The sequence below is a fragment of the Streptomyces sp. NPDC002793 genome (assembly GCF_040295485.1).
Taxonomy (GTDB): Bacteria; Actinomycetota; Actinomycetes; order Streptomycetales; family Streptomycetaceae; genus Streptomyces.
In genome coordinates, this window is record NZ_JBEOVL010000012.1 from 37,688 (window position 1) to 62,124 (window position 24,437).

Here is a 24,437-nt window from a genome sequence, read left to right on the forward strand (position 1 = left end):
CGGGGGCGCGGCGTGACACCGATGCTGGCTACAGTGACTCAGAAGCTGTAGCAGTCCGTACCGGGGGAGGGCGCTGTGCTGCCGAGCGAGGGTGGAGCGGGACCGGTGGCGATGCCGGGGTTCATGGCGGGCATCGCGGTGGCGTCCCTGGTCACGGAGCTCACGTCGTTCACGAAGTTCCGTAACCACATAGAAGAAGTCCTGCGCGACCTGAAGGAGTCCCCGGCGGGACCCAGGCAGCTGGGGGAAGACCCCATCTCACGCCGGCAGTTCGGCGGGGGCGACAACCGGTGGGCAGAGGCAGCCTCGCTGTTCATGTCGTACGAGACGGTGATCACGGAGCTGGAGTCGCTCTCGAAGCTGCTCTCGGACTGCATCGAGGGCATGAGCATCGCGGTGCTCGCCTCCCACAACGGCTACGCGAACATCGACGAGGACCTCCGCCGCCGCATGCTCGCGATCAGCGACGGGGTGGAAGAGCACTACGGCGGGGAGTACGACCCGGCGGGGCAGCGAAACGGGCAGGCGCCCCAGGACGTGCCCAAGCCGAAGCCGACCACCGGGGCGATCTGATGACGACGACGTGCGCGAGAACGGCACGGCGGACAGACGGGGGCTAAGGATGGACCACGGGGAAGCAGGGCAGGGCACGCCGTTCGACAGCATGTCGCACGAGGAGATGCTCGCGTGGCTGGATGTGGCCAACAGCGGGGCGATCCAGGGTGCGTCGGACCGGCTGGTGAGCGCGGCGAAGAAGATCCGCGAGATCGCGGAAGAGCTCAGGGGCCGTCCGCAGACGGTCGAGTGGAAGGGCGAGGGCGCGGACGCGTTCCGCACCTGGAGCGCGGACCTGGTGAACTCGACGCTGCGACTGGGGGATTACAGCGAGGGCGCGGCGAAGTGGCTGGCCCGCGCCTCCGACTCGCTCGCCTCTGCCCAGGTGTCCATCCCGCGCACACACGCGGGGGCCCAGGCGAACCTGGACGCCGCACTGGAGGCACGGAACGACCCGGACGCGTCGGCGGTGGCGCAGAAGTCGGCAGAAACGCTGATCGCCGCGAAGGAGGCGAACCGCCAGGAGGCTGCGGCGGAGATGCGGAAGCTGGCGCAGTCGTACGCGTTGTCGGCCTCGCAGATGGACGGCCTGGAGAGGCCGGCCTTTCCGCCTCCGCCGGGGGAGATCGTGCCGGAGCGTGGTAGCGCCGTCGTTTCGTCGGAAACATGGGGCGCACCCGTTGGTCGCAGGGGCGCTACAGAAGGCGAAAGCGAAGGCGTGATTCGCGGGGCGACCACGCACCCCACGTCACCCCTGGCAACGGGACCTGGGAGTCCGGGTGGTCCCGACTCATCAGCGATCCGCTCGCCGCTCCACCCGGAAACTCCGGTCAGTATGGAGGTCAACGGCACAGCGACACTGCCGCAGTCCACGTCCACGTCCTCGGTGTCACCGCCGGGGCCGCTGGTGACGGGTAAGCCGGATGGCGCTATTACTCCAGGGCTCGCGGTGATGCCACCCGCGTTCGGCGGCGGCTCACGGCCGATTTCAGGCCTATCCGACAGCGCGAAGAACGCAGGGTCGGGTGTCCGCTCGCCGTTGCTACCTGGCCAGAGCGTGCCTGGATCGGCCTCGGCAACCCGAACGCCGCGCGGTGATGCGGGCGTCTTCGGTGGCAGGCCGACAGCCCAGCCCACCGGACGGGGGCTTCCGGGTGGAACGGTTGTCGGCGGGGAGGGGACGCAAGGACGCGGCCCCATGGGCCACAGCGGCATGAGCGGCGGCGGCGCTGCTCGGGGCGGGGCCACGGGCGGACGGCCTCCGGCCGGCGGGATCGTGGGCGGCCGACCCCAGCAGACGGCGCGTTCAGGTGAACGTCCCTTCACGCCCGGTGGCACAGGCCTTGTCCGGGGCAACGAAGCTGGGCGTGCTGCTGGACAGGCGGGGCGCGTATCGCCAGGGCCATCCGGATCTCGGCCTGGTAGTTCCCGCCGCGAAGAAGGTGGCGAGCGCCCCGATTACCTGATCGAAGACGAAGAGACTTGGCAGCCGGGTGGACGACGCGTCGTGCCTCCCGTCATCGACTGATGGAAAGTCCTCGGATAAGGATGCGAATGTTTACCAGTAGTGTGCACAGGGGCCGGAAGAGGGCCTTCGTGTCGACGGCACTTGCGGCACTTCTGGTGGCTGCTGGGGCAGGAACTGCTCAGGCGGATTCGGTGCGTTCGAATCAATGGCATCTGACAGCGATGAAGGCTGAGGAGATGTGGCGGAGCAGTACAGGGGATGGCATCACCGTTGCGGTGATCGACTCAGGAGTCGATACGTCAAACCCTGATCTGCAGGGAAAAATCCTTGACGGAAGGAATTTTGCTCCGGGTGAGTCCGGTGACGAGCACTCTGACTACGACGGTCACGGCACGAGTATGGCTGCCCTGATCGCTGGAACAGGCAACAGTCGGGACGGAGACGGTGCGTTCGGTCTGGCGCCCGGCGTGAAGGTCCTCCCCGTCCGGGTCCCCGAAAAGGCTGCCAACCTTGCGGAAGACAACGAGCAGTTCAACGCGACAGTTTCGGCAGCCATCCGGTATTCCGCTGACGAGGGCGCCCAGGTCATCAATATCTCGCTGGCTGCGAGCAAAGGTTCGCAGAAATTGACGGACTCGGTGAAATATGCGCTTGGCAAGGGATCATTGGTCTTTGCGGGGATGGGTAATGATGCGGAGAGGGCCAATGGTGTCAAGTATCCGGCGGCAACTCCGGGGGCCGTTGGCGTGGCGGCCGTTGGCAGGGACCTGCAGAGGACAGAGGAATCCCAATATGGCCCCCACGTGGACCTTTCCGCGCCCGGCGAGGAGATGATCCACGCCTGCCAGAGCGCGACGAACGTCTGCACCTCGCATGGCACCAGTGCTGCCACGGCCCTAGCCTCCGCCTCCGCCGCCTTGATCTGGTCCAAGCACCCGGACTGGACCAACAACCAGGTGCTGCGGGTACTCCTCAACACGGCAGGCGGGCCCACGACCGGCGAGGAGCGTGTGGACGACATCGGTCACGGCATCGTCCGCCCCCGCATCGCGCTGACGAATCCCGGCGACCCGGGCCCCGCCGACGAGTACCCGCTCCCGGATCTCGCTGCGGCCGGTTCCCCAGAGCCCTCCGCGAAACCGTCCAAGGCCACAGGCGGCTCGGAAGAGAGCGATGAGCCGGCCGCCGCAGCCCCTGCCACCGACGACAAGGGCAACACCGCGCTCTGGATCGGCCTGGGCATCGGCGCGGTCGTCCTCATCGGTGCGGCGGCGGCCGTCATGACCGTCCGCTCCCGCCGACGGGGCGCCGCCCGGACTGTCCCGTCCCCGCCCACGTACCCGTATCAGTCCCCGCACGCGTACCAGCAGCAACCGCAGCCCCCTTACCCGTCGTACGGGCCCCCTGCCGGTGGTCCTGGACCCGGCGCACCGTACGGCGGTCCTCCGAGCCAGGGCCCGACCACCTGATTACGCCCTGCCTCAGCGGTGAACCTCGGTCGGATGTTGCGACCGACGCTCGTCTGGCTTCGTACCAGAGGCCTCAGACTGCAGCTCCGGGGTGCGCCAGAGCAGCAGCCAAGTGCGCGCCCCCACCGAAGAGGGAGCGGTCATGGTGCCTCGGTCTTGGAAATGCATGCTGTGGTGAAGGCGCTGTCGTCCGAATTGCTTGGCCGGGAAACGAGCCGCGACAGAGGTACGTTGCGGCGCGCGGTTCGTGGATGTGATGATTGGCGCCATGTCTGAGTATGAAAGCTGGGCAGACAAGCGACCGCGGGCGACTCCCCCGAAGTCGCGGCTCGCGGATTACGCGGAGATGGCTGAGTATGAGAGCTCGGCAGACAAGCAACCGCGGGAGGGTCTCCCGAAGTCGCGGCTCGCGGATTACGCGGAGATGGCTGGACCGAGGAGCGAGTCCGATGAACCGGGGGGCCTGGCGTGCGGCCCTCCCACGGGGTTGGTGTCTTCGCTTCCAGAATCTCCAATGCCGTTGGATGCCGTCCCAGTCGAGGACACTCTGGTCACTGTGCGGCGGCGGGAGTTCGAGGCGTTGCTGGAGGAGTTCCGGGAAACGCCGGTCCTGGTACCGCTCGGCGAGGGGCCAGGACCCGACGACGAGCGCGGCCTGCTGACCGCCGATCTGAGCGGCATCCGCTTCATCCTGGCTTTTTCCGACCAGCAGGCTCTTGCTCGCTACGCTCAGGCCTGCGGGGAGTTCCGCCGTGAGTGGACCTACCAGACCATCCTGGGCGCACGTCTCCTGGACGTGGCAGTCCCCGCAGCAGGGGTGCCGTGCGGCGTGGCGCTGGACTGCGCGGACGGACCTGACGGTGTGATTTTCCCGCCGGTGAAGGGGATCGTGTCCGAAGGGGCCGCGGTCGACAGCGACATGTACGAGGGGGACATGAGATGAGTGAGGGCGGCGAGGATCTCAAGGCCCAGGGCCTGGATCTGATAGCCAAGGGTCTGACGGATGCGCTCAGCGAGTTGAAAGAGCTGGGCATGGTCGGCCAGGCCGGCATGGGGCGTGGATTCGGGGAAATTGAGCTGTCCGGGCTCGAGTTGGGAGAGGATGGGCTCACCCAGGAGTTCAAATCGTTCTGCGAGCGCTGGGAGTGGGGCGTGCGCTCACTGGTCCAGGAAGGCAACGGGTTCGCCGTACGCACGGGCCTGTCGGCCGGTACATATTACGAGAACGAACAGTACATTGAGGGCACCTTCAAGGTCGTCGCGAACTCCGCGATCGGTAATCCGTACGCCTCTGAGGACGAGGTCACTCAGCAGGGCTGGGGTGAGATCGCCACGTCCGGTGCGTTCGGCGGGGCCGACTACAGCCTGGAATCGTGGGAACGGGCGGGAGAGAACATCGAGCAGGGCTGGAAGGACACCGGCCGCGACCTGCTGACCTCTCGGACCATGGGGGTGGCAGGCTTCAACCCGCAGACCATGCACGACGACTTCGGTGTCTCGGAGGCCGAGTACAACCGGATGTTGGATAGCACCTTCGGCCCATCTCCGGAGGCGCGCGCCGAGGCAGCCCAGCAGCAGGGCAGGGACGAGAGCTGATGGGCGTCTTCGACGACATCGGTAACGGTCTCAAGGACCTCGGCGGCGATGTCAAGGACGGCATCAACGATGGCCTCGGTGCGATCGAGGACGGTATCGACGAGGGCAAGAGGATCGTCGGTGAGGGCATTGACTACGGCACGAACAAGATTGGCGACGGCCTCGACGGCCTCGGTTACCACGGTGCTGCCGATGTTGTGACCGACGTCGGCGACGTCCTTGCCTCCGACCTCGGGGCCACTCCCGGTGAACAGCAACTCGGCCAGACCGAGGACGCCAACGAACTCGTCCACGGCAAACCCGTCAAGATTCTCGCGAGTGCGAAACACCTCAGGGACTTTCAGGCGGCCTTCGACAAGGTCGGCCAGGGCATGCGAGGTCTCGACTCCACGAACTGGCGGGGCGAGGGCGGTGACGCCTTCCGTGAGAAATTCGCGATGCACCCAACCAAGTGGCTCCATGCGTCGGACGCCTGCGAGACCGCGGGAGGTGCCCTGGACGCGTATGCCGAAACCGTCAAGTGGGCCCAAGGGCAGGCGAAGGAGGCGATCGCGCTCTATCAGAAGGGCAAGGCCGCCTCCGAGGAGGCCCTGAAGACGTACAACCAACGCATCGACACGTACAACGCGAAGGTCAAGGCTGACCAGGACCCCGGGCCGGTACCCGAACCCTTCACGGACCCCGGCAAAGCTGACATCAAGGCGGCGCGGGAGATGCTCGCCGAGGCCCGCAAGCAGCGGAACGCGGCTGCCGCGACGGCTCGTGGCAAGGTTAACGCGGCGCTGGCGCACGCCCCCGCCGAGCCCCCGCCGCTGGACCGACTCGGCGACAACCTTTTTGACGGCTACCAGGCGTACAACACTGAAATTGCCCACGTCGTCGGCGGCGCTCTGAAGGGCACCGCAGGACTGCTGAACTTCGCCCGCGGCCTCAACCCCCTCGACGCCTACAACCTCACCCACCCCGCCGAGTACAGCCAGAACGTCAATATGACGCTGTCAGGGTTGTTGTCGACCGTGGCACATCCCGAGCGGGCCGTCCAGGCCGCAGTGGACGGATTCAAGAAGGATCCCTCCGAGTTCATCGGCCGCCTACTCCCCGAACTCGTCGGCACCAAGGGCGCTGGGCTCGCCCGGGGTGGACTGCGCCTCGGGATGAAGGAGGGTATGGAGGCTGCTGCGACGAAGGTGCCGCCGAACGGCCTGAAGTACGCGGACGACGCCTCCGGTCTCGCGCCGAAGGGCTGGAGCGACCTGGCGCGTAGCACGGACACGGTGAAAGAGAAAGCCATTCACTATGACTCGGTGGACGCGAAGAAGGCTCAGGAATTCTTGGATTCCGAGTATCCGTGGATGCGAGACGTCAATAAGACGGGACATGCCGGCTACGTGGACAACTGCAGCCACAATACCGTCACTGTGGACCGCCGACTGGACGGCGTCGAGGTCAGCGCGGCCCCGAAGCAGGCCGGTGGCCACATTCCGCCGGAGCAGCTCGGACTGAAGGACAGGGCTGCGGGTCAGTACGACTTCGTGGATGGCTACGACGACATCATCCGTGATCTCCAAGCACGCGGGGAAGGCTCAAGAAGCGCTGTCTACCTCAGTCGTCCCGACGGCACAGCCCATATCTTCAACGCCGTGAACACTCCACACGGCGTCACTTTCCTCGACGGCCAGAGCGGGACCCTCGGCAGGCTGGAGAGTAACGTCTCGTCCATCGCACACATCCCGTATCGCAACGGAGCTCCCTAAATGGTAACCAAGGATGAAGCAGTGAAGGTGGCTGCTCGTTTCCTGCAAAGCATCGCGTACCCGGACAGGCCGGATTCCGTGGTGATGCTTCCGGACACTGCCATTCACTTCACCGACGGCTGGTCTGTCCGCTTCGACTTCAAGGAACACATCGAAACTGGGGCCTTCATTGACGCCCCGTTCACCTCCGTGGTCGTGGTCCCCCACGACGGATCCGCGGCCCATTTCCCCCCGTCGCATCTCCCCGTGAGCGAGTACATGGCTCTCCGTGCGGCAGGCGACTGGCCCCCAGCGAGGCACTGACAGCATGATTTCCCCCGCACGCCAGGCCGCGCTCTGGCTCGATCGGACCTATCGCGGTCTTGTCGAACTGGCCTCACCTCACCCGGTGCACGAGTCGGCCACAGCTTGGCTCATGGCCTGCCGGACCGTGCAACAGCCTGGATACCCGCACACTCCGATGCTCGCGGCCTCGGCCGTCGTGCCCAAGGACGGCAGCTCCCCTTTCCACCCGTCGCCGAGTTCGCCCCTCGCGGACCTGGAGCCGGCCCCGTCGTACGAGGCGGCGGTCGCCCGGGTGCAGGGCCAGGGTCGCAGGATCAACGCCCGCGGCTCTGTCGTGGCGCTGCACTCGGCGATTAACGGGAGCCCTTCCGTCCCGCTGCCCTGGCAGGCGTCGGACGAGGCTCCCGGCTGGTGGAGCAGGGTGACCCGCCGGTACTTCCCGGAGTTCGAGCGGGTGCGCACGGACAGTTGGGACGAGATCGTCAAAGCGGTCGCTGAAACCGGACCCGATACGAGGGGTTTGGTGTGGGTGCGCCGCGAGATCGGCGGGCTGGATGCGACCGGAAATCTCATCTACGCGCACAACAACAGGGGACGGTGCGTCTTCCTGGACAGCCTGACGTCGTCCCTCGCCCGGTTGGACACTGACCACGTTCGCGAGTTGGTCTTTGTCCGGGCTCTACCCGAGGCGCTGAGGGCGCCGCGTCAACCCTGGGAGCGCGAGGCGCCCGATTTCGATTCGGCGCTGACCAAGGCACGGCGGTGGCTGGAGAACGCGTACGGAGGTCAGGCTGAGCTGGTCCGTCCGAGCGTCGAGGACGAAACCAGGCGCGGATGGGTCTTCTCCTGTGACACGCGGCGTCATCTGAGTGAGGGACGCTGGCAGGACACCATGCTCGACGCGACGCTGGTCGTCCCCAAGGACACGGACGAGCCGTTCGGCCTCCCGAACTCCGATCCCTGGAACTGGCTGGCCCACTGGGACGCCGGCGGAGATCCTGGCACTGGAAAGTTTCCGCCACCACCCGCGCACGGACATGCCCATTGGTTCGAACCAACGCTCGCCCAGCTCGGGTCTGTCCTCTCGACGTCGGACCACCAGGTCTGGTCGTCCGCGGTGGACGAACTGTCGTCGTTCCCGACCGGCGCGCGCGCCCTGATCTGGATCCGCCGTACGGACGGCCGTGGCCGCGAAGCCGTGGGTTGGCTGGTCAACGGACTCACCACGGCGACCGGCGTCATGCTGTTCGACGGCTCTTCCGAGGACCCTGTGTCCTTCGACCCGACGGCAGTCCACGCACTGCATGTGATCCGGTACCGCTGACGGTCGGTCGGGAGGCCTGCCCGGTGCGGATCGGCGCAGGCCTCTTCCGATTATGGTGACGTTGTGTGAGGTCGTGTGACCTGCAGGTGGGCGACATGCTCGATCTGTTCGGCATCCTGCGTGCGCAGGCGCTCAATCCCTGGAAGTCGCATGAGTTCATCGAAACGAAGGTGAGGCGACTATGACCGTCGGGGCGGAGCTCTCCTGGTTCAAGTCCAGCTACAGCAACAACGAGGGTGGGGCCTGCGTCGAGGTCGCCACCTGCCCCCATACCGTCCACGTGCGCGACTCCAAGGTCACCGACGGGCCCACCTTCGCCGTCGCCCCCGCCGCCTGGACAGCTTTCCTGACGGGTACGGTCACGGGCTGACCCCGCGCCTGATGCCCGCCGCCGGTTCCGGCGACGGGCATCGTTCGAGCGGGGGCTGGAGGCCGTGACCGGATTCGAACCGGTGTAACTCGAGTTGCAGTCGAGCCCCTGAACCACTCGGGCACACGGCCGTGCATTTCTTGATCTGTTGTCGACCGTACGGGCCGGTGGAACCGGGCTCAAGGGATGCGGGTGCGCCGCAACACGACTGCCACAGCGCGTTCATGTTCGCGGTCCGGCCGGGGCCGTAGCCGTACGACCAAGGGACCAGCCGGCTACCGACCACCGACAGGAGTCACCCGGTGGTGCGGCCCTTACGCTGGTGCTCATGACTGCCCTGGAACCCCGTGACGCCGAGGTCACCGCCGCCCTCGTGGAGACCTCCGTCACCGAACCGGCGGAAGGTGTCCTCGGGCGGACCTATCGGGCGCTCAGCATCGGCATCGTCTCCGTCGTCCTGCTCATCGCCTTCGAGGCGACCGCCGTCGGCACGGCGATGCCGGTCGCGGCACGGGAGCTGCACGGCATCCCGCTCTACGCGTTCGCGTTCTCCGCGTACTTCACCACCAGCCTCTTCGCCATGGTGCTCTCGGGGCAGTGGGCCGACCGGCGTGGCCCGCTCGCCCCGCTCACCACGGGGATCGGGGCCTTCGGGCTGGGGCTTGTGCTCTCCGGGACCGCGGCGAACATGTGGACGTTCATCCTGGGGCGGGCCGTCCAGGGCATAGGCGGCGGGCTCGTGATCGTGGCGTTGTACGTCGTCATCGGGCGGGCCTACCCGGAGCGGATCCGGCCCGGCATCATGGCTGGCTTCTCGGCGGCGTGGATCGTCCCGTCCGTCGTCGGGCCGCTGGCCTCGGGGACCGTGACGGAACACCTCGGGTGGCGCTGGGTCTTCGTCGGCATCCCGGTCCTCATCCTCCTCCCGCTGGGCCTCGCACTGCCCGCGATACGGCGGATGGCGGGCGGGCCCACGGACGCCGAGGCCGCGGCGGAGCCGTTCGACCGGCGCCGCATCCGGCTCGCGCTGGGGATCTCGGCGGGCGCCGGGCTGCTCCAGTACGCGGGGCAGGAGATCGGTTGGGCCTCGCTGGTGCCGGCGCTGGCCGGTGCCGCGCTGCTCGTGCCCGCCGTGCGCGGGCTGCTGCCCCGGGGCACCGTACGGGCCGCGCGGGGGCTGCCCGCGGTGATCCTGCTGCGGGGGATGGCGGCAGGCTCGTTCATCGTCGCCGAGTCCTTCGTCCCGCTGATGCTCGTGACCCAGCGCGGCCTGTCCCCGACGCTGGCCGGCCTGTCCCTCGCCGCAGGCGGGCTGACCTGGGCGCTCGGTTCGTACGTACTGGCCCGGCCCCGGCTGGAGCCGCACCGGGGGCCCCTCATGGTCGTGGGCATGATCTGCGTGACGCTGTCGATCGTCGCCGCGCCCAGCGTGCTGATCGAGGCGGTGCCGGTGTGGACACTGGCTGTGGTCTGGGGCTTCGGGTGCTTCGGCATGGGCATGGTGATCGCGTCGACGAGTGTGCTGCTGCTGAAGCTGTCGGCCCCGCACGAAGCCGGGGCCAACTCCGCCGCCCTGCAGATCTCGGACGGGCTGGCCAACGCACTGCTCCTCGCCGCCGGTGGCGCCGCCTTCGCCGCGCTCGGCGGCGGCTCGGTGGGCGCGGCCGCCCACGGGGCCGTGGGCAGCGGTACGGCGACGGCGCACCCGGGGGCGTTCACCGTGGTGTTCCTGCCGATGGCGGCGGTGGCGCTGGTGGGGGTGTGGGTGGCTACGCGGGTACGGACGGATTCTTAGTACCGCGTGGTACCGCGCGGTACCCAGGCCATGGCTGGTCCGAATGTGAGGTGTACCGAGGAAGAGCCGGACGCCCTGCGCACCCGCGCCTCTTCGACGAGGCAGCGGATCATGTGCTGAAGGTCAGTGAGGAGCTGAACCGGAGGCCGGCATGACGCAGCACCTGACACTGTCCGAGATGCTGAGCTGTGCGGAACGGCTGAGGGCGTCCGAGGTACGCGACTACGGACGGACTGCTCGACTCAGCGCCGGCGCGCCCGCAGGCGAGTGTGTTCGGCCAGGACGCCTATCCGGACGTGCGGCAGCAGGCCGCGGCGCTCATGGAGTCCCTGGCCCGCAACCATGCGCTCGTCGACGGCAACGAGCCCATCGTCTGGTACGTGACCTGGGTTTTCCTGCACATGAACCGGCATCCGCTCGACGCGGGCTTCGACGTGGACGATGCCGAGCGGTTCGTGCTGTGTGTGTCAAGGAGCGCTGGACATGGCCAAGATCGCGGAGCGGCTGCCCGGCTCCGCCAGGTAGCCGTCCCCTGTGAAGCGGGTCTCAGCAGTGCCGAGCCACAGCTGATTCGTACGGGGTTCCGCCCCGACCGCCGGTAGGGTGGCCCGGTTGTCGTATCGCGTACGGGCCGGTTGCGGCCCCGTCGGACAGCGCCCCACGTACCCGAGAGACCCGAACCGGAGACCGTGACTACTACCGCCTCCCACCACCTCTCACCCGCCTTCCCCGGCCGTGCCCCCTGGGGGACGGCCGGGAAGCTGCGCGCCTGGCAGCAGGGTGCCATGGAGAAGTACATCCAGGACCAGCCGCGCGACTTCCTCGCGGTCGCGACCCCCGGCGCCGGGAAGACCACCTTCGCGCTGACCCTCGCCTCATGGCTGCTGCACCACCACGTGGTGCAGCAGATCACCGTGGTGGCGCCCACCGAGCACCTCAAGAAGCAGTGGGCGGAGGCCGCCGCCCGTATAGGCATCAAGCTCGACCCGGAGTACAGCGCCGGCCCCGTGAGCAAGGAGTACCACGGGGTCGCGATCACGTACGCCGGTGTCGGCGTGCGCCCCATGCTGCACCGCAACCGGTGCGAGCAGCGCAAGACGCTCGTGATCCTCGACGAGATCCACCACGCCGGTGACTCGAAGTCCTGGGGCGAGGCATGCCAGGAGGCGTTCGACCCGGCGACGCGGAGGCTCGCGCTCACCGGTACGCCGTTCCGTTCCGACACCAACCCGATCCCCTTCGTCGCGTACGAGGAGGGCAACGACGGCATCCGCCGCTCCTCGGCCGACTACACCTACGGCTACGGCAACGCCCTCGCCGACGGGGTCGTCCGCCCCGTGATCTTCCTCAGCTACAGCGGCAACATGCGCTGGCGCACCAAGGCCGGGGACGAGATCGCCGCCCGCCTCGGCGAGCCGATGACCAAGGACGCCATCGGGCAGGCCTGGCGCACCGCGCTCTCGCCCACCGGCGACTGGATCCCCAACGTGCTGTCCGCCGCCGACAAGCGGCTGACCGAGGTGCGCAAGGGCATCCCGGACGCGGGCGGGCTCGTCATCGCGACGGACCAGGAGTCGGCGCGCGCCTACGCCAAGATCCTCAAGGCTGTCACCGGGGAGAAGCCCACGGTGGTTCTCTCCGACGAGAAGGCCGCGTCCAAGAACATCGACAAGTTCAGCCAGGACGACTCGCGCTGGATGGTCGCGGTGCGGATGGTGTCCGAGGGTGTCGACGTGCCGCGCCTCGCGGTCGGCGTGTACGCCACGACCATCTCGACCCCGCTCTTCTTCGCCCAGGCCGTCGGCCGTTTCGTGCGGTCACGGCGCCGGGGTGAGACGGCCTCCGTGTTCGTGCCGACCATCCCGATGCTCCTCGACTTCGCGAACGAGATGGAGGTCGAGCGCGACCACGTCCTCGACAAGCCGAAGAAGGGCAGCGACGAGGAGAACCCCTTCGCCGAGGAGGACAAGCTCCTCGCGGACGCGGAGAAGCTGGAGGACGAGGAGACCGAGGACCAGCTGCCCTTCGAGGCGCTGGAGTCCGACGCCGTCTTCGACCGGGTGCTGTACGACGGCGCCGAGTTCGGCATGCAGGCGCACCCGGGGAGCGAGGAGGAGCAGGACTACCTGGGCATCCCCGGCCTCCTCGAACCCGACCAGGTGCAGCTGCTGCTCCAGAAGCGGCAGACCCGGCAGATCGCGCACAGCCGCCAGAAGCCGGCCGCGGAGGCCGACCTCCTGGAGAAGGCGGCCGAGGACCGGCCGGTGGTCACGCACAAGAAGCTGCTGGAGCTGCGCAAGCAGCTGAACACGATGGTGTCGGCGTACACGCACCAGAGCGGCAAGCCGCACGGGGTGATCCACACCGAGCTGCGGAGGGTGTGCGGCGGCCCGCCGAGCGCGGAGGCGACGGCGGGGCAGATCCAGGACCGGATCAAGAAGGTCCAGGAGTGGGCCACCCGGATGCGGTGACCCCGGCCCCTCACGGGCCCCGGCGCGGGGGCGGAGCGATCCGCCCCCGCGCCGGGGCCCGTCGTGTTGTCGGGGCAGGGCGTCGGGGGCCTCGGCCGGCCGGGAGAGGCCGGGCTCGCGTCTGTCGAGGGGGCGCGGGGAGGCGTGGCGAGCGCCGGGGGAGGGGAAAGTTTCGGCTCAATTATTTACGGTGCGTTAACAATCGTTCACGTGTGATGCACGGAGCGTCGCCCCGCGTCACCCGACGTGAACGCGCGTAGATGTTCGCGTACCGGACGGTTCGCCGCTGACCGGCGGTTATGCCGTGCCGCTCCGGAGGGAGACCGGATTCTGGACGAGGGCTTCCGCTGAGCGGACCCGCTCGCTAATGTCCCCGAAATATGAACGCCCCGTGGCAATGTGGCCGCGGAGCGCAGCCGGTGCCATGGCCAGTCGGCGGCCTCTCTGTGTGCGTCGTCGTGGGACCGGCGTCGGCACCCCGGAGAGACAACCGCCCCGCTCACCACGAGGGAGAGGGCGTCGTGACCGCGGAGACCTCGCAGACGCTCGACCGGGGACTGCGTGTCCTCAAACTGCTCGCCGATACCGACCACGGCCTGACCGTCACCGAGTTGTCGAACAAACTCGGCGTCAATCGCACCGTGGTCTACCGACTGCTCGCCACCCTGGAACAGCACGCGCTCGTCCGGCGTGACCTCGGCGGCCGGGCCCGAGTGGGGCTGGGTGTGCTGCGCCTGGGCCGCCAGGTGCACCCCCTCGTCAGAGAGGCGGCGCTGCCCGCGCTGCGTTCGCTGGCCGAGGACATAGGGGCCACCGCCCACCTCACGCTCGTCGACGGTGCGGACGCGCTCGCCGTCGCCGTCGTCGAGCCGACCTGGACCGACTACCACGTGGCCTACCGGGCCGGCTTCCGCCACTCCCTGGACAGGGGCGCCGCGGGCCGGGCCATTCTCACCGCCCGGCAGAAGACGGCCGACCACCCGGGCTACACCCTCACCCAGGGCGAGCTCGAAGCCGGTGCCTGTGGTGCGGCGGCCCCACTCGTCGGGGTCTCGGGCGTGGAGGGCAGCGTGGGAGTGGTGATGCTCGCCGACGCCGTGCCCGAACGAGTCGGGCCGCGGGTCCTCGACGCGGCCCGCGAGGTCGCCGACGCGCTGCGGTAAGGGGTACGGCCGCAGCCACCGCCGGCGTGCTGTGCGTACGGACCGCCCGGCCGGTGGATCGGGCGACCCCGCCGGGGCGGTCGGAGCCGGAGGCGGGCGGCGGATAGATTGGGCGGGTGGCCATTCGTCTCTCCCGCCCCCGCACGCTCGCCCTCTGCGCGCTGCCCGTACTCGCCCTGTTCGGTACGGCGGCCTTCGCGCCGCTGCCGTTCACCGTGGCGCAGCCCGGCACCACCGCCGATGTCCTGGGGGAGGACAAGGGGAAGCCGGTCATCACGATCAAGGGAACGCCGTCCCGCACCACCGACGGCAAGCTCCTGATGACCACGATCCTCGCCACGTCACCGACGGCCGACATCGGGATCGGCGACGTGGTGGACAGCTGGTTCAGGACGGACCGGGCGGTCATGCCGCGTGACTCGGTCTACCCGTCCGGCGGCTCCGAGAAGGAGATCGAGCGGCACAACCTCCAGGACATGAAGAAGTCGCAGAACGTCGCCGTCGACGCGGCCCTGAACTACCTGGACAGGAAGCCCGGTTCGGTGGACGTCACCCTGAACCTCGCCGATGTCGGCGGGCCCAGCGCGGGCCTGTTCTTCTCGCTCGGCATCATCGACAAGCTGGCCGGCGACGGCTCAGGCGGCGATCTGACCGGCGGGCGCACTGTCGCCGGTACGGGAACGATCCAGGCCGACGGCACGGTCGGCGCGGTCGGAGGGGTCTCCCTGAAGACGCAGGCCGCCCGGCGCGACGGCGCGACCGTCTTCCTGGTGCCGAAGGCCGAGTGCAAGCAGGCGAAGGCCGAGCGACCCGAGGGTCTGCAGCTGATCCCCGTCACGACACTGCAGAGCGCGGTGTCCTCGCTGCGCGCCCTTGACCAGGAAGGCTCGGTCCCGAGCTGCTGACCCGCGGCGCCGCGCCGCTCTCTTCCGCCCCCGTCGACCGTCAGGCCGACCGTGCGGCGCGGGCCGCACGGTCGGCCTGAGTCCGGCCCGCGCGCCGCTCAGCCCTCCTTGATGAATCCTTCCTTCACCAGCCAGTCCTTCGCCACCTCGTGCGGGTCCTGCCCGTCCACGTCCACCTTGGAGTTCAGCTCCTGCGCCAGCTCCGTCGTCAGCTTCTTCGTGACCGGCGCCAGCAGCCCGACCATCTCGGGGTACTTGTCGAGGGTCGCCGTGTGGATGGCCGGCGCGGCGTTGTAGTTGGGGAAGAACTGCTTGTCGTCCTCCATGACGTCCAGGTTCATCGCCTTGATCCGGCCGTCCGTGGTGTACACCTCGCCCAGCAGACAGGAGTCGGACTCCGACACCTGGGTGTAGATGATCCCGGCGTCCATCTTCTGGATGTTCGAGGCCGGCAGCTTCATCCCGTACTTCTTCTGCATGCCCGGCAGTCCGTCGTCACGCGAGGCGAACTCGTTCTCCACGCAGACCGTGACGGCCTTCGGGTCCTTCTTCGCCAGCGCGGCCACGTCCGAGAGCGTCCTGAGCTTGTGCTCGGCGTTGCTCTTCTTGCTGATGGCCAGGGCGTAGGTGTTGTCGAGGGTGGCCGGCGGCAGCCAGGTCACCCCGTGGTCCAGATCCTCGTCGCGGACCGCCTTCCACTGCTTCTGCGGGTCGACGATCGGTTCGGCATGGCCCAGATAGGTGATCCAGGCCGTGCCCGTGTAGTCGTACAGCGCGTCGGCCTCGCCCTGGGCGACGGCCTCGCGCGCGCTGATCGACCCCGGCAGGTTCGTGCGGTCCAGGACCTCGGCGCCCGCCGCCTTGAAGATCAGGCCCATCATGTGCCCGAGGACGATGTTCTCGCTGAAGTTCTTCGAGGTGACCGTCAGGGACGCGCCCTTGAGCGGCTGCCCCTGGCCGACCGATCCCGGTTCCACCTCGTCCACCAGCGGCGATCCGCTCTTCAGCCCACAGCCCGTGAGCAGGAGGGCGAGTGCGGCCGTCGATGCCAGGCCCGTGCGTACCCTCACGCTTCCTCCAGTCCGCGCGGCGTCAGCCACAGTTCGACCAGCGAGGCCAGCCAGTCCACCAACAGGGCCAGGACCACCGTCAGTACGGATCCGAGCACCAGCACCGGCATGCGCTGCGTCTGGATCCCCGAGGTGATCAGGTCGCCGAGACCGCCGCCGCCGCCGAAGGTGGCGAGGGTCGCCGTGCCCACGTTGAGCACCAGCGCCGTGCGTACGCCCGCGAGGATCAGCGGGACCGCGAGGGGCAGTTCCACCCTGGTGAGCGTGCCCATCGCCGACATCCCGATGCCCCGGGAGGCCTCCACCAGGGTCGGTTCGATCGAGTTCAGTCCCGCCACCGTGTTGGAGAGCACCGGCAGGACCGCGTAGATCACCATGCCGATGATCGCCGTGGAGGGGCCGATGCCCAGCCAGATCACCAGCAGGGCCAGCAGCCCGATCGCGGGTGTCGCCTGGCCGATGTTGGCGAGCGCCGTGACCCAGGGGGCGGCCCTCTTCAGCCGGCGCCGCGTCAGGGCGATGCCGAGCGGGATGGCGATGATCAGTACCCAGAAGGTCGAGATGGCGGTCAGCCTGACGTGCTGCCACCAGCGCACCTCGACGTTGTCGCCGGCCAGCGAGTTCCGCGCGATCGAGTCGAGGTCGACGTTGGTGATCCACAGGTACGTCGCCACGAGGACGACCGCGAGGACCGCCGGCACCAGCACGAGCTTCTTCCAGGTGATCCGGCGCGCCGGACCGGACGGCGGTGCGAAGGGCTCCGCCTCCTCGTCACGGAAGGCGTGGCCTCCCACATCGTGCTCTCCGGGCGGTCGCGCACCCTTGGGGGGTGCCTGATGACTGGGGGTCATAGCCCGCTGCCACCGCCCTCCAGCTCCTGCTCCGTCCGGTGGGCCCGCAGCTCCTCCAGATCGTGCTCGTGCTCCATCGCGGTGAGCCGGTCGTCCTCCAGGAGTTCCTGGACGGAGTTCATCAGGGTGTGCATGTCGACGACGCCGATGAACTCACCGCGCCTGCCCGTCACGGCGACCCGTCCGCCGCTGTCGGTCAGCACCGCCTCCAGGGCGTCGTGCAGCGTCGCGTCCCGGGTCACCGTGTCGTGCACCAGCTGCCCGGCCCTGGCGAGCGAACCCTTGGCCCGCATCAGGTCGCCGCGCCGCAGCCACTTGTAGGGACGGTTGCGGCGGTCCAGCATCAGCAGCTCGTTGTGCTGACCGTCGCGCAGCTTGTTGAAGATCGACTGGAGCGGGTCCTCGACGGTCACCGTGGGGAAGTCGGCGATCCCCACGTCCCGTACGCGAGTGAGGTTGAGCCGCTTCAGGGCAGCGCCCGCCCCCACGAAACCGGAGACGAAGTCGTCCGTCGGATTGGTGAGGATGGCCTCCGGGGTGTCGAACTGCGCGATGTGCGAACGCTCCCGCAGTACCGCGATCCGGTCACCCAGCTTGATCGCCTCGTCGAAGTCATGGGTGACGAAGACGATCGTCTTGTGCAGCTCGTGCTGGAGCCGGATCAGCTCGTCCTGGAGGTGGTCGCGGGTGATCGGGTCGACCGCCCCGAACGGCTCGTCCATCAGCAGCACCGGCGGGTCCGCGGCCAGTGCCCGCGCCACCCCCACGCGCTGCTGCTGCCCGCCGGAGAGCTGGCGCGGGTACCGCCCGTGGAACTCCCGGGGGTCCAGGCCGACCAGGTCGAGCATCTCCTCGACCCGGTCCTTCACCCCGGACTTCGACCAGCCCGTCATCTTCGGCACGAGGGCGATGTTCTCCGCGACCGTCATGTGCGGGAAGAGACCGGAGGACTGGATGGCGTAGCCGATCTTGCGGCGCAGCTTCACCGGGTCCATGTCGGTGACGTCCTCGTCGTTGATCCTGATCCGCCCGGACGTCGGCTCGATCAGACGGTTGATCATCTTCAGCGTGGTGGACTTCCCGCAGCCCGAAGGGCCCACGAGAATCACGGTCTCACCGGCCTTGATGTCCATGGAGACGTTGTCCACGGCGGGAGTGGGGCTGCCGGGGTAGGACTTGGAGAGGTTCTCCAGCTGGATGGTGGCGCCCGAGGTGGCCGGGCGCGGCGGGGCCCCTTCGGGCGTCCCGGTGGCGGTCTCAGGCACGGATCCCCCTAGAGATGGTGAGCCGCCCGAGCAGTACGTACGCGGCGTCGAAGAGCAGAGCGAGGATGACGATGCCGATCGTGCCGGCGAGAACCTGGTTGATGGCGTTGGCGCTTCCGAGTGAGGCGAGCCCGCGGAAGATCTCGTTACCGAGACCGGGGCCCGATGCGTAGGCGGCGATGGCGGCGATGCCCATCAGCATCTGGGTGGCGACCCGGATGCCGGTGAGGATGGGCGGCCAGGCGAGCGGCAGCTCCACCTTGAACAGCCGCTTGGTCCGGGACATCCCGATGCCCTTCGCCGCGTCGACGAGGGACGGATCGACCCCGCGCAGCCCGACGATGCAGTTACGGACGATGGGCAGCAGCCCGTACAGGGTCAGGATGATCACCGTGGGCGGGACCCCGAGGCCGACCAGCGGGATCAGCAGGCCGATCGCCGCGAGCGAGGGGATGGTGAGGATCGCCGAGGTGGAGGTGATCGCCAGTGAGCCGCCCCAGCCGCTGCGGTAACTCACCACACCGATCAGGATGCCGAGAACGGTGGCGATGACCATGCACTGGAAGACGGCGCTGACGTGCTGGAACGCATCCGTGAGTAGCTGTTGATGCCTGGTGCCCACATACTCCCAGAAATTCACATGTTGCTCCCTCGGCTCAGTCGGTGTCCTCTGCAGCCTGCTCAACCAGCGGGATAATACGCAGCGGTACCGGGTTTTCCATGACGATCGCCGTGGAGGCCCGGACGATGCCATCAAAGCCGACGACCAGGTCGATCACCCGCTGGAGATCGGCGTTCGAGCGGGCGACGAGCCGGCAGAGCATGTCGCCGTGGCCCGTCGTGGTGTGCAGTTCCAGCACCTCGGGCACGCCACGCAAATGGTTCCTCACGTCGGCGCCTTGGCCCTGCTTGATCTCCAGCGTGGCGAACGCGGTGACGGGATAGCCGAGCGCCACCGGGTCCACGTCCGGGCCGAAGCCGCGGATGACGCCATTGGACTGAAGCCGGTCCAGCCGCGCCTGCACCGTCCCGCGCGCCACCCCGAGCCGCCGTGACGCCTCGAGTACGCCGATACGGGGCTCACGGGCCAGCAGCACGATGAGCCGGCCGTCCAGTCGATCGATCGCCATGATCCGCCTCCCGGTGGTCAGCCTGTACAGACAGCCCGCCCATCCTGGCGCCAGGGTGGGCAGATTGACCAGTGGATCCGCGAACTGTTGCGCACCTTGCGAAGCGGCGGGAACCTTCGGACATGACTGAGACTGTGCACATCACCCCCGACACCGCCCGGCAGGCCGATCCCTTCCCGGTCAAGGGAATGGACGCGGTCGTCTTCGCGGTGGGCAACGCCAAGCAGGCGGCGCACTACTACTCGACCGCCTTCGGCATGAAGCTCGTCGCCTACTCCGGACCGGAGAACGGCAGCCGCGAGACCGCGAGTTACGTCCTGACCAACGGCTCCGCCCGCTTCGTCCTCACCTCCGTCATCAAGGCGTCCACCGAGTGGGGCACCTTCCTCGCCGACCACGTGCACGCGCACGGCGACGGCGTGGTCGACCTCGCCATCGAGGTCCCCGACGCCCGCGCGGCCTACGCGTACGCCGTCGAGCACGGGGCGCGGGGCATCACCGAGCCGCACGAGGTCAAGGACGAGCACGGCACGGTCGTGCTCGCCGCCATCGCGACGTACGGGAAGACCCGCCACACGCTGGTCGAGCGCGGTGGCTACGACGGGCCCTACCTCCCCGGCTACCGGGCCGCCGACCCGATCGTCGAGCCGGCCGCGAAGAGGACCTTCCAGGCCGTCGACCACTGCGTCGGCAACGTCGAGCTCGGCCGGATGAACGAGTGGGTGACCTTCTACAACACGGTCATGGGCTTCACGAACATGAAGGAGTTCGTGGGCGACGACATCGCCACCGAGTACTCCGCCCTGATGTCGAAGGTCGTCGCCGACGGCACGCTGAAGGTGAAGTTCCCCATCAACGAGCCGGCGATCGCGAAGAAGAAGTCGCAGATCGACGAGTACCTGGAGTTCTACGGCGGCGCGGGCGTCCAGCACATCGCGCTCGCCACGAACGACATCGTCGCGTCCGTGCGGGCGATGCGGGCGGCCGGTGTGCAGTTCCTGGACACCCCTGACTCGTACTACGACACCCTGGGGGAGTGGGCCGGCGAGACCCGCGTGCCCGTGGAGACGCTGCGCGAGCTGAAGATCCTCGTCGACCGCGACGAGGACGGCTACCTGCTGCAGATCTTCACCAAGCCGGTCCAGGACCGCCCGACGGTCTTCTTCGAGATGATCGAGCGGCACGGCTCGATGGGCTTCGGCAAGGGCAACTTCAAGGCCCTGTTCGAAGCGATCGAGCGCGAGCAGGAGAAGCGCGGCAACCTGTAGCCACCCGTGCGTGAGGGCCCTCCTCCCGGCGTCCGGCCGTGAGGAGGGCCCTCGCACGCGGTCACGGGGTCGCGGAGGCTCCGGGTTCCGCCCGCGCAGCCGCCGGAGCCGAGGCCGACGGTGACGGCAGGGGCTTCGGCGCAGGCTCCCGGGAGGGCCCGGCGGACGGCTCAGGGGCCGGCGGCCGCATGTCCGCCGGGCCGCCCGCCGCCGGCTCGCCCAGCTCGTCCAGGGCCTCCTGAGCGAGGGGGGCGGCCAGCGGTGAGAAGTACGGGTCCGTGCGGAGGGCCTGCTCCAGATGGCCGCGAGCCGGGCCGTCCTGACCGAGCGCACTCTCGATCACGCCCAGGTGATAGGCGTACGAGGCGTTCCGCACACCGGTCTCCACCGCCCGCTCCGCGTACTGCAGGGCCTCCTCGCTCCGGCCTGCCCGGTGCAGCGACCAGGCCAGCGTGTCCGACACCGCCGAACTGCGGCGCTTCGCCGCCCACTCGGTGCGCATCAGCTCCACGGCCGCCTCCGGATCGCCGTGGTCGGCCTCGAAGCGGGCCTCGGTCAGCGCCGCGTCGACGCCGGCCGATCTCGCCCGGGTGAGGAGCTCGCGGAGCTTCGCGTACTGGGTACGGGCGTCCCCGTCCAGATCCAAGGACTCGTACAGCTCGCCCAGTTCCAGGACGTACTCGGGGCGGGGGAGCTTCGTCGTCACCGTCCGGTAGTCGGCCAGCGCCTCGTCCGTGCGGTCCAGGGCGGCCAGGGCGCGGGCCCGCCCCGCGAGGGAGGGGAGGTGGCCGCGGTCGGTGCGCAGGGCCGCGTCGTACTGTGCGAGCGCCTCCGCGGGCTCCCCGCGCTCCGCGGCGAGGTCACCGAGCCGGTGCAGGGCCGCCGCCTTCGCGGCAGGCCCCGTGGCGTGGTCCGCCGCCTCCTGGGCGGTGGCCAGGGCGTCCTCGCGCCAGCCCTGGTTGCGGTACATCTCGGACGTCCTGGTCAGGGCGGGGGCGCCCTTGCGCAGGGTGCCGAACCTCTCCGTCGCCTTGGCCGCCGACGCGTAGGCGCCGAGGCCGTTGTAGGCATCGATCAGCACCGGGTACGCCGTCCAGTTCTTCGGCTCCCGAGCGCGGACCGTCTCGCCCCACTTCTTCGCGGCCAGGAAGTCGTTCCGGGCGTTGGCGAGCGCCCCGAGACCCACCCAGGCCTCCGCGTTCCCGCGCTCACCCGGCTGGGCGGCCAGTGACCGCTGGAGGGCCTGCTCGGCCCGGGTGTAGTACGCCGCGTCCGCCGACCGCCGCCCCCACTCCACGTACGCCGTACCGAGCACCGCCCAGGACCGCGCGTCCGAAGGGTGGGTCTCCACCCACTTCTGGCGGTCCCCGATCAGGGCCGTCAGGTCGGAGAGGGAGGCGGGGGAACCGGCAGCGGCGGCGGCCTCGGCCCGCGCCACGGGTCCCGGGACGGGGGGCGCGGCCTCCTCGGCGTCGTCCGGTACGACGATCACCGCACCGGTCACGAGCACGGCGCCGGCGATCGCGCCGAACGCCGCCCTGCGGAGCGTCGTGCGCATCGGTGCGGGAGGCGGCGGAACGGACGTCGCACCCTGGGGCGGCAGGGTGGAGGGGATCGGCTCCGGGTTCTGCTGCGGCTTGGCATCCATGGCCATCACTCTGCGTCAGTACGAAGATCGCATCGCGTTGGACGAACGCGGGCGCAGACGGGTTCACACCATTGGCCCTGGGTGCCACGCTGGGACGATGGACGATCTCCAGGGACGACTGCGTGCGGGACTACCGGCCGAGGCGCTCATCACGGATCCGGACATCACCGCCTCGTACGCCCACGACATGGCGAGCTTCTGCGAGGCGGGAACCCCCGCCGTGGTGGTGCTGCCGCGCACGGTCGAGGAGGTCCAGCACGTCATGCGGACCGCCACCGCCCTACGGGTCCCCGTCGTCCCCCAGGGGGCTCGGACGGGCCTCTCGGGAGCGGCCAACGCCTCCGACGGCTGCATCGTGCTCTCCCTGGTGCGGATGGACCGGATCCTGGAGATCAGCCCGGTCGACCGGATCGCCGTCGTCGAACCGGGCGTCGTCAACGCCGCACTGTCCCGTGCCGTCGACGAACACGGGCTGTACTACCCGCCGGACCCGTCCAGCTGGGAGACGTGCACGATCGGCGGCAACATCGGCACCGCGTCCGGCGGGCTGTGCTGCGTGAAGTACGGCGTCACCGCCGAGTACGTCCTGGGCCTGGAGGTCGTCCTGGCCGACGGGCGGCTGCTGAACACCGGGCGGCGCACCGCCAAGGGCGTCGCCGGATACGACCTCACCAGGCTCTTCGTGGGTTCGGAGGGCAGCCTCGGCATCGTGGTCAAGGCCGTCCTCGCGCTGCGGCCCCGGCCGCCGCGGCAGCTCGTGCTCGCCGCCGAGTTCCCCTCCGCGACGGCGGCCTGTGACGCGGTGTGCCGGATCATGGAGCGCGGACACACTCCGTCACTCCTCGAACTGATGGACCGTACGACCGTCCGCGCCGTCAACGCGATGGCGTCCATGGGCCTCCCCGAGACCACCGAGGCGCTGCTGCTCTGCGCCTTCGACACACCCGACCCGGCGGCCGATCTCGCCGCCGTGGGGGAACTGTGCACGTCTGCCGGTGCCACCGAGGTCGTGCCTGCCGACGACGCGGCCGAGTCCGAACTCCTGCTGCAGGCCCGCCGGCTCTCCCTCCCCGCCCTGGAGACCGTCAAGTCCGCCACGATGATCGACGACGTGTGCGTACCGCGCTCCCGGCTGGGCGAGATGATCGCCGGAACCGCCGCGATCGCCGAGGAGTTCGGACTCACCATCGGCGTCTGCGCCCACGCCGGCGACGGCAACACCCACCCCGTCGTCTGCTTCGACCACACGGACGCCGACGAGTCCCGCAGGGCCCGCGAGTCCTTCGACGCGATCATGGCGCTCGGTCTCGAACTGGGCGGCACCATCACGGGCGAGCACGGCGTCGGCGTACTCAAGAAGGAATGGCTGGCCCGAGAACTGGGCGAGGTGGGCATCGAGTTGCAGCGCGGCATCAAGGCCGCCTTCGACCCGCTGGGGCTGCTGAACCCCGGCAAGCTGTTCTGACGGCCCCGCACCCGCTCAGGACTCCCCGTCCTGCGGCTCGTCCTGCGCCCACGGGTCGCTCAGCCACAGATCGTCGGCAGGCAGCGGGGTCAGCAGCTCGGACAGGGCCCCGTCCAGTCCGAGCAGGGCGCCCTCGGTGCCCGGCGGCACCACCCGCAGGGTGCGTTCGGTCCAGGCGGCCACGGCGCCCGACGGCATCTCCAGGAGGGCGTTGCCGTCGGGCGAGGTGAGCGCGACACAGATGAGGGCCTGGTCCTCGGTCCTCGTCGGCCAGATCCGTACGTCGCCGTGTCCGCACGGCCGGAACACCCCTTCCACCAGCAGCTCACGGGCGAACGTCCAGTGCACGGGCGCCTCGGAGCCGATGTGGAAGGTGATGTGCACGGCGTACGGGTCGTCGGTGAAGTAGGACAGCCGGGCGGGCACGGCCACGGACCGCTCGGGCGACAGGACCAGCTTCACTTCCAGTTCGCGTTCCACGGCGTTCTGCATGAGGGTGTACGACCTTCCGATGCTCGTAGGGGCCGGTCCTGTGACCGGTCCGCACAAGGAGAGAGCGCCCTCCCGGACGTCTATGACGCGACT

Annotated in this window: 22 protein-coding genes, 1 tRNA gene and 1 pseudogene; 16 read left to right on the forward strand and 8 right to left on the reverse strand. The window is 69.0% G+C overall.

Annotation, left to right across the window (positions count from 1 at the left end; all coding sequences use genetic code 11):
- The first annotated feature begins 75 nt into the window (after positions 1-75).
- The 9 genes from ABT001_RS14060 to ABT001_RS14100 all read left to right on the forward strand — a co-directional run bounded on the left by ABT001_RS14060 (position 76) and on the right by ABT001_RS14100 (position 8,821).
- Positions 76-573: a DUF2563 family protein gene (locus ABT001_RS14060; RefSeq protein ID WP_351276453.1), complete on the forward strand. Its 498-nt coding sequence runs from the start codon at positions 76-78 to the stop codon at positions 571-573.
- 49 nt (positions 574-622) lie between these two features.
- Complete coding sequence (locus ABT001_RS14065; RefSeq protein WP_351276454.1) at positions 623-2,083, forward strand: hypothetical protein; 1,461 nt, start codon at positions 623-625, stop codon at positions 2,081-2,083.
- Positions 2,084-2,151: 68 nt separating this feature from the next.
- Positions 2,152-3,492, forward strand: coding sequence for a type VII secretion-associated serine protease mycosin (mycP, locus tag ABT001_RS14070; protein WP_351276456.1), 1,341 nt, complete (start codon positions 2,152-2,154; stop codon positions 3,490-3,492).
- Positions 3,493-4,006: 514 nt separating this feature from the next.
- Positions 4,007-4,435 (forward strand): hypothetical protein, encoded by a 429-nt coding sequence (locus ABT001_RS14075; protein WP_351276786.1) that lies wholly within the window; start codon positions 4,007-4,009, stop codon positions 4,433-4,435.
- Complete coding sequence (locus ABT001_RS14080) at positions 4,432-5,088, forward strand: hypothetical protein (protein WP_351276458.1); 657 nt, start codon at positions 4,432-4,434, stop codon at positions 5,086-5,088. Before ABT001_RS14075 ends, ABT001_RS14080 begins: the two co-directional genes overlap by 4 nt.
- Entirely contained in the window at positions 5,088-6,842 is a 1,755-nt protein-coding gene (locus ABT001_RS14085; protein WP_351276460.1) for a putative T7SS-secreted protein, read from the forward strand. The genes ABT001_RS14080 and ABT001_RS14085 overlap by 1 nt, the downstream gene beginning before the upstream one ends.
- Entirely contained in the window at positions 6,843-7,145 is a 303-nt protein-coding gene (locus ABT001_RS14090) for a YrhB domain-containing protein (protein WP_351276462.1), read from the forward strand.
- A gap of 4 nt (positions 7,146-7,149) precedes the next feature.
- Positions 7,150-8,451: a YrhB domain-containing protein gene (locus ABT001_RS14095; protein ID WP_351276464.1), complete on the forward strand. Its 1,302-nt coding sequence runs from the start codon at positions 7,150-7,152 to the stop codon at positions 8,449-8,451.
- A 181-nt stretch (positions 8,452-8,632) separates the two neighbouring features.
- Positions 8,633-8,821 carry a DUF397 domain-containing protein gene (locus tag ABT001_RS14100; protein WP_351276466.1) on the forward strand — a complete coding sequence of 63 codons (189 nt, stop codon included), beginning with the start codon at positions 8,633-8,635 and terminating at the stop codon, positions 8,819-8,821.
- 56 nt (positions 8,822-8,877) lie between these two features.
- Here the strand turns inward: ABT001_RS14100 and ABT001_RS14105 are convergent.
- Positions 8,878-8,952, reverse strand: a tRNA-Cys gene (locus ABT001_RS14105).
- A 197-nt stretch (positions 8,953-9,149) separates the two neighbouring features.
- On the opposite strand from ABT001_RS14105, the gene ABT001_RS14110 reads away from it, so the two are divergent.
- From ABT001_RS14110 to ABT001_RS14130, 5 genes and pseudogenes are all read left to right on the forward strand, one after another.
- Positions 9,150-10,616 (forward strand): MFS transporter, encoded by a 1,467-nt coding sequence (locus tag ABT001_RS14110; protein WP_351276468.1) that lies wholly within the window; start codon positions 9,150-9,152, stop codon positions 10,614-10,616.
- Between the two features lie 151 nt (positions 10,617-10,767).
- Positions 10,768-11,141 (forward strand): annotated as a pseudogene (locus ABT001_RS14115) (type II toxin-antitoxin system death-on-curing family toxin).
- 164 nt (positions 11,142-11,305) lie between these two features.
- Positions 11,306-13,087, forward strand: coding sequence for a DEAD/DEAH box helicase (locus tag ABT001_RS14120; RefSeq protein WP_351276470.1), 1,782 nt, complete (start codon positions 11,306-11,308; stop codon positions 13,085-13,087).
- 521 nt (positions 13,088-13,608) lie between these two features.
- A complete protein-coding gene (locus ABT001_RS14125) occupies positions 13,609-14,250 on the forward strand; it encodes an IclR family transcriptional regulator (RefSeq protein WP_329037781.1) in 642 nt (213 codons plus the stop codon).
- 116 nt (positions 14,251-14,366) lie between these two features.
- On the forward strand, positions 14,367-15,155 hold the full coding sequence (locus ABT001_RS14130) for a S16 family serine protease (protein WP_351276472.1): 789 nt from the start codon (positions 14,367-14,369) through the stop codon (positions 15,153-15,155).
- Positions 15,156-15,253: 98 nt separating this feature from the next.
- Here the strand turns inward: ABT001_RS14130 and ABT001_RS14135 are convergent, their stop codons facing one another.
- Genes ABT001_RS14135 through ABT001_RS14155 form a run of 5 tightly spaced genes read right to left on the reverse strand, consistent with a single transcriptional unit; the run spans position 15,254 to position 19,471 of the window.
- Positions 15,254-16,225, reverse strand: coding sequence for a glycine betaine ABC transporter substrate-binding protein (locus ABT001_RS14135; RefSeq protein WP_351276474.1), 972 nt, complete (start codon positions 16,223-16,225; stop codon positions 15,254-15,256).
- On the reverse strand, positions 16,222-17,076 hold the full coding sequence (locus ABT001_RS14140; RefSeq protein ID WP_351276476.1) for an ABC transporter permease: 855 nt from the start codon (positions 17,074-17,076) through the stop codon (positions 16,222-16,224). The genes ABT001_RS14135 and ABT001_RS14140 overlap by 4 nt, the downstream gene beginning before the upstream one ends.
- Positions 17,073-18,341: an ABC transporter ATP-binding protein gene (locus ABT001_RS14145; protein ID WP_351276478.1), complete on the reverse strand. Its 1,269-nt coding sequence runs from the start codon at positions 18,339-18,341 to the stop codon at positions 17,073-17,075. The genes ABT001_RS14140 and ABT001_RS14145 overlap by 4 nt, the downstream gene beginning before the upstream one ends.
- Positions 18,334-18,981, reverse strand: coding sequence for an ABC transporter permease (locus ABT001_RS14150; protein ID WP_351276480.1), 648 nt, complete (start codon positions 18,979-18,981; stop codon positions 18,334-18,336). The genes ABT001_RS14145 and ABT001_RS14150 overlap by 8 nt, the downstream gene beginning before the upstream one ends.
- Before the next feature lie 16 nt (positions 18,982-18,997).
- Positions 18,998-19,471 carry an Lrp/AsnC family transcriptional regulator gene (locus tag ABT001_RS14155; RefSeq protein ID WP_351276482.1) on the reverse strand — a complete coding sequence of 158 codons (474 nt, stop codon included), beginning with the start codon at positions 19,469-19,471 and terminating at the stop codon, positions 18,998-19,000.
- 122 nt (positions 19,472-19,593) lie between these two features.
- Here ABT001_RS14155 and hppD point away from each other — a divergent pair, with 122 nt between their 5' ends.
- Positions 19,594-20,739 (forward strand): 4-hydroxyphenylpyruvate dioxygenase, encoded by a 1,146-nt coding sequence (gene hppD / locus ABT001_RS14160; RefSeq protein WP_351276484.1) that lies wholly within the window; start codon positions 19,594-19,596, stop codon positions 20,737-20,739.
- A 61-nt stretch (positions 20,740-20,800) separates the two neighbouring features.
- On the opposite strand, the gene ABT001_RS14165 is transcribed toward hppD, so the two are convergent.
- Entirely contained in the window at positions 20,801-22,387 is a 1,587-nt protein-coding gene (locus ABT001_RS14165; protein ID WP_351276486.1) for a tetratricopeptide repeat protein, read from the reverse strand.
- A gap of 97 nt (positions 22,388-22,484) precedes the next feature.
- Between ABT001_RS14165 and ABT001_RS14170 the strand changes: the two genes are divergently transcribed.
- Entirely contained in the window at positions 22,485-23,852 is a 1,368-nt protein-coding gene (locus ABT001_RS14170; RefSeq protein WP_351276488.1) for an FAD-binding oxidoreductase, read from the forward strand.
- Between the two features lie 15 nt (positions 23,853-23,867).
- Here the strand turns inward: ABT001_RS14170 and ABT001_RS14175 are convergent, their stop codons facing one another.
- Entirely contained in the window at positions 23,868-24,344 is a 477-nt protein-coding gene (locus tag ABT001_RS14175; protein WP_351276490.1) for an SsgA family sporulation/cell division regulator, read from the reverse strand.
- Positions 24,345-24,437 lie beyond the last annotated feature (93 nt).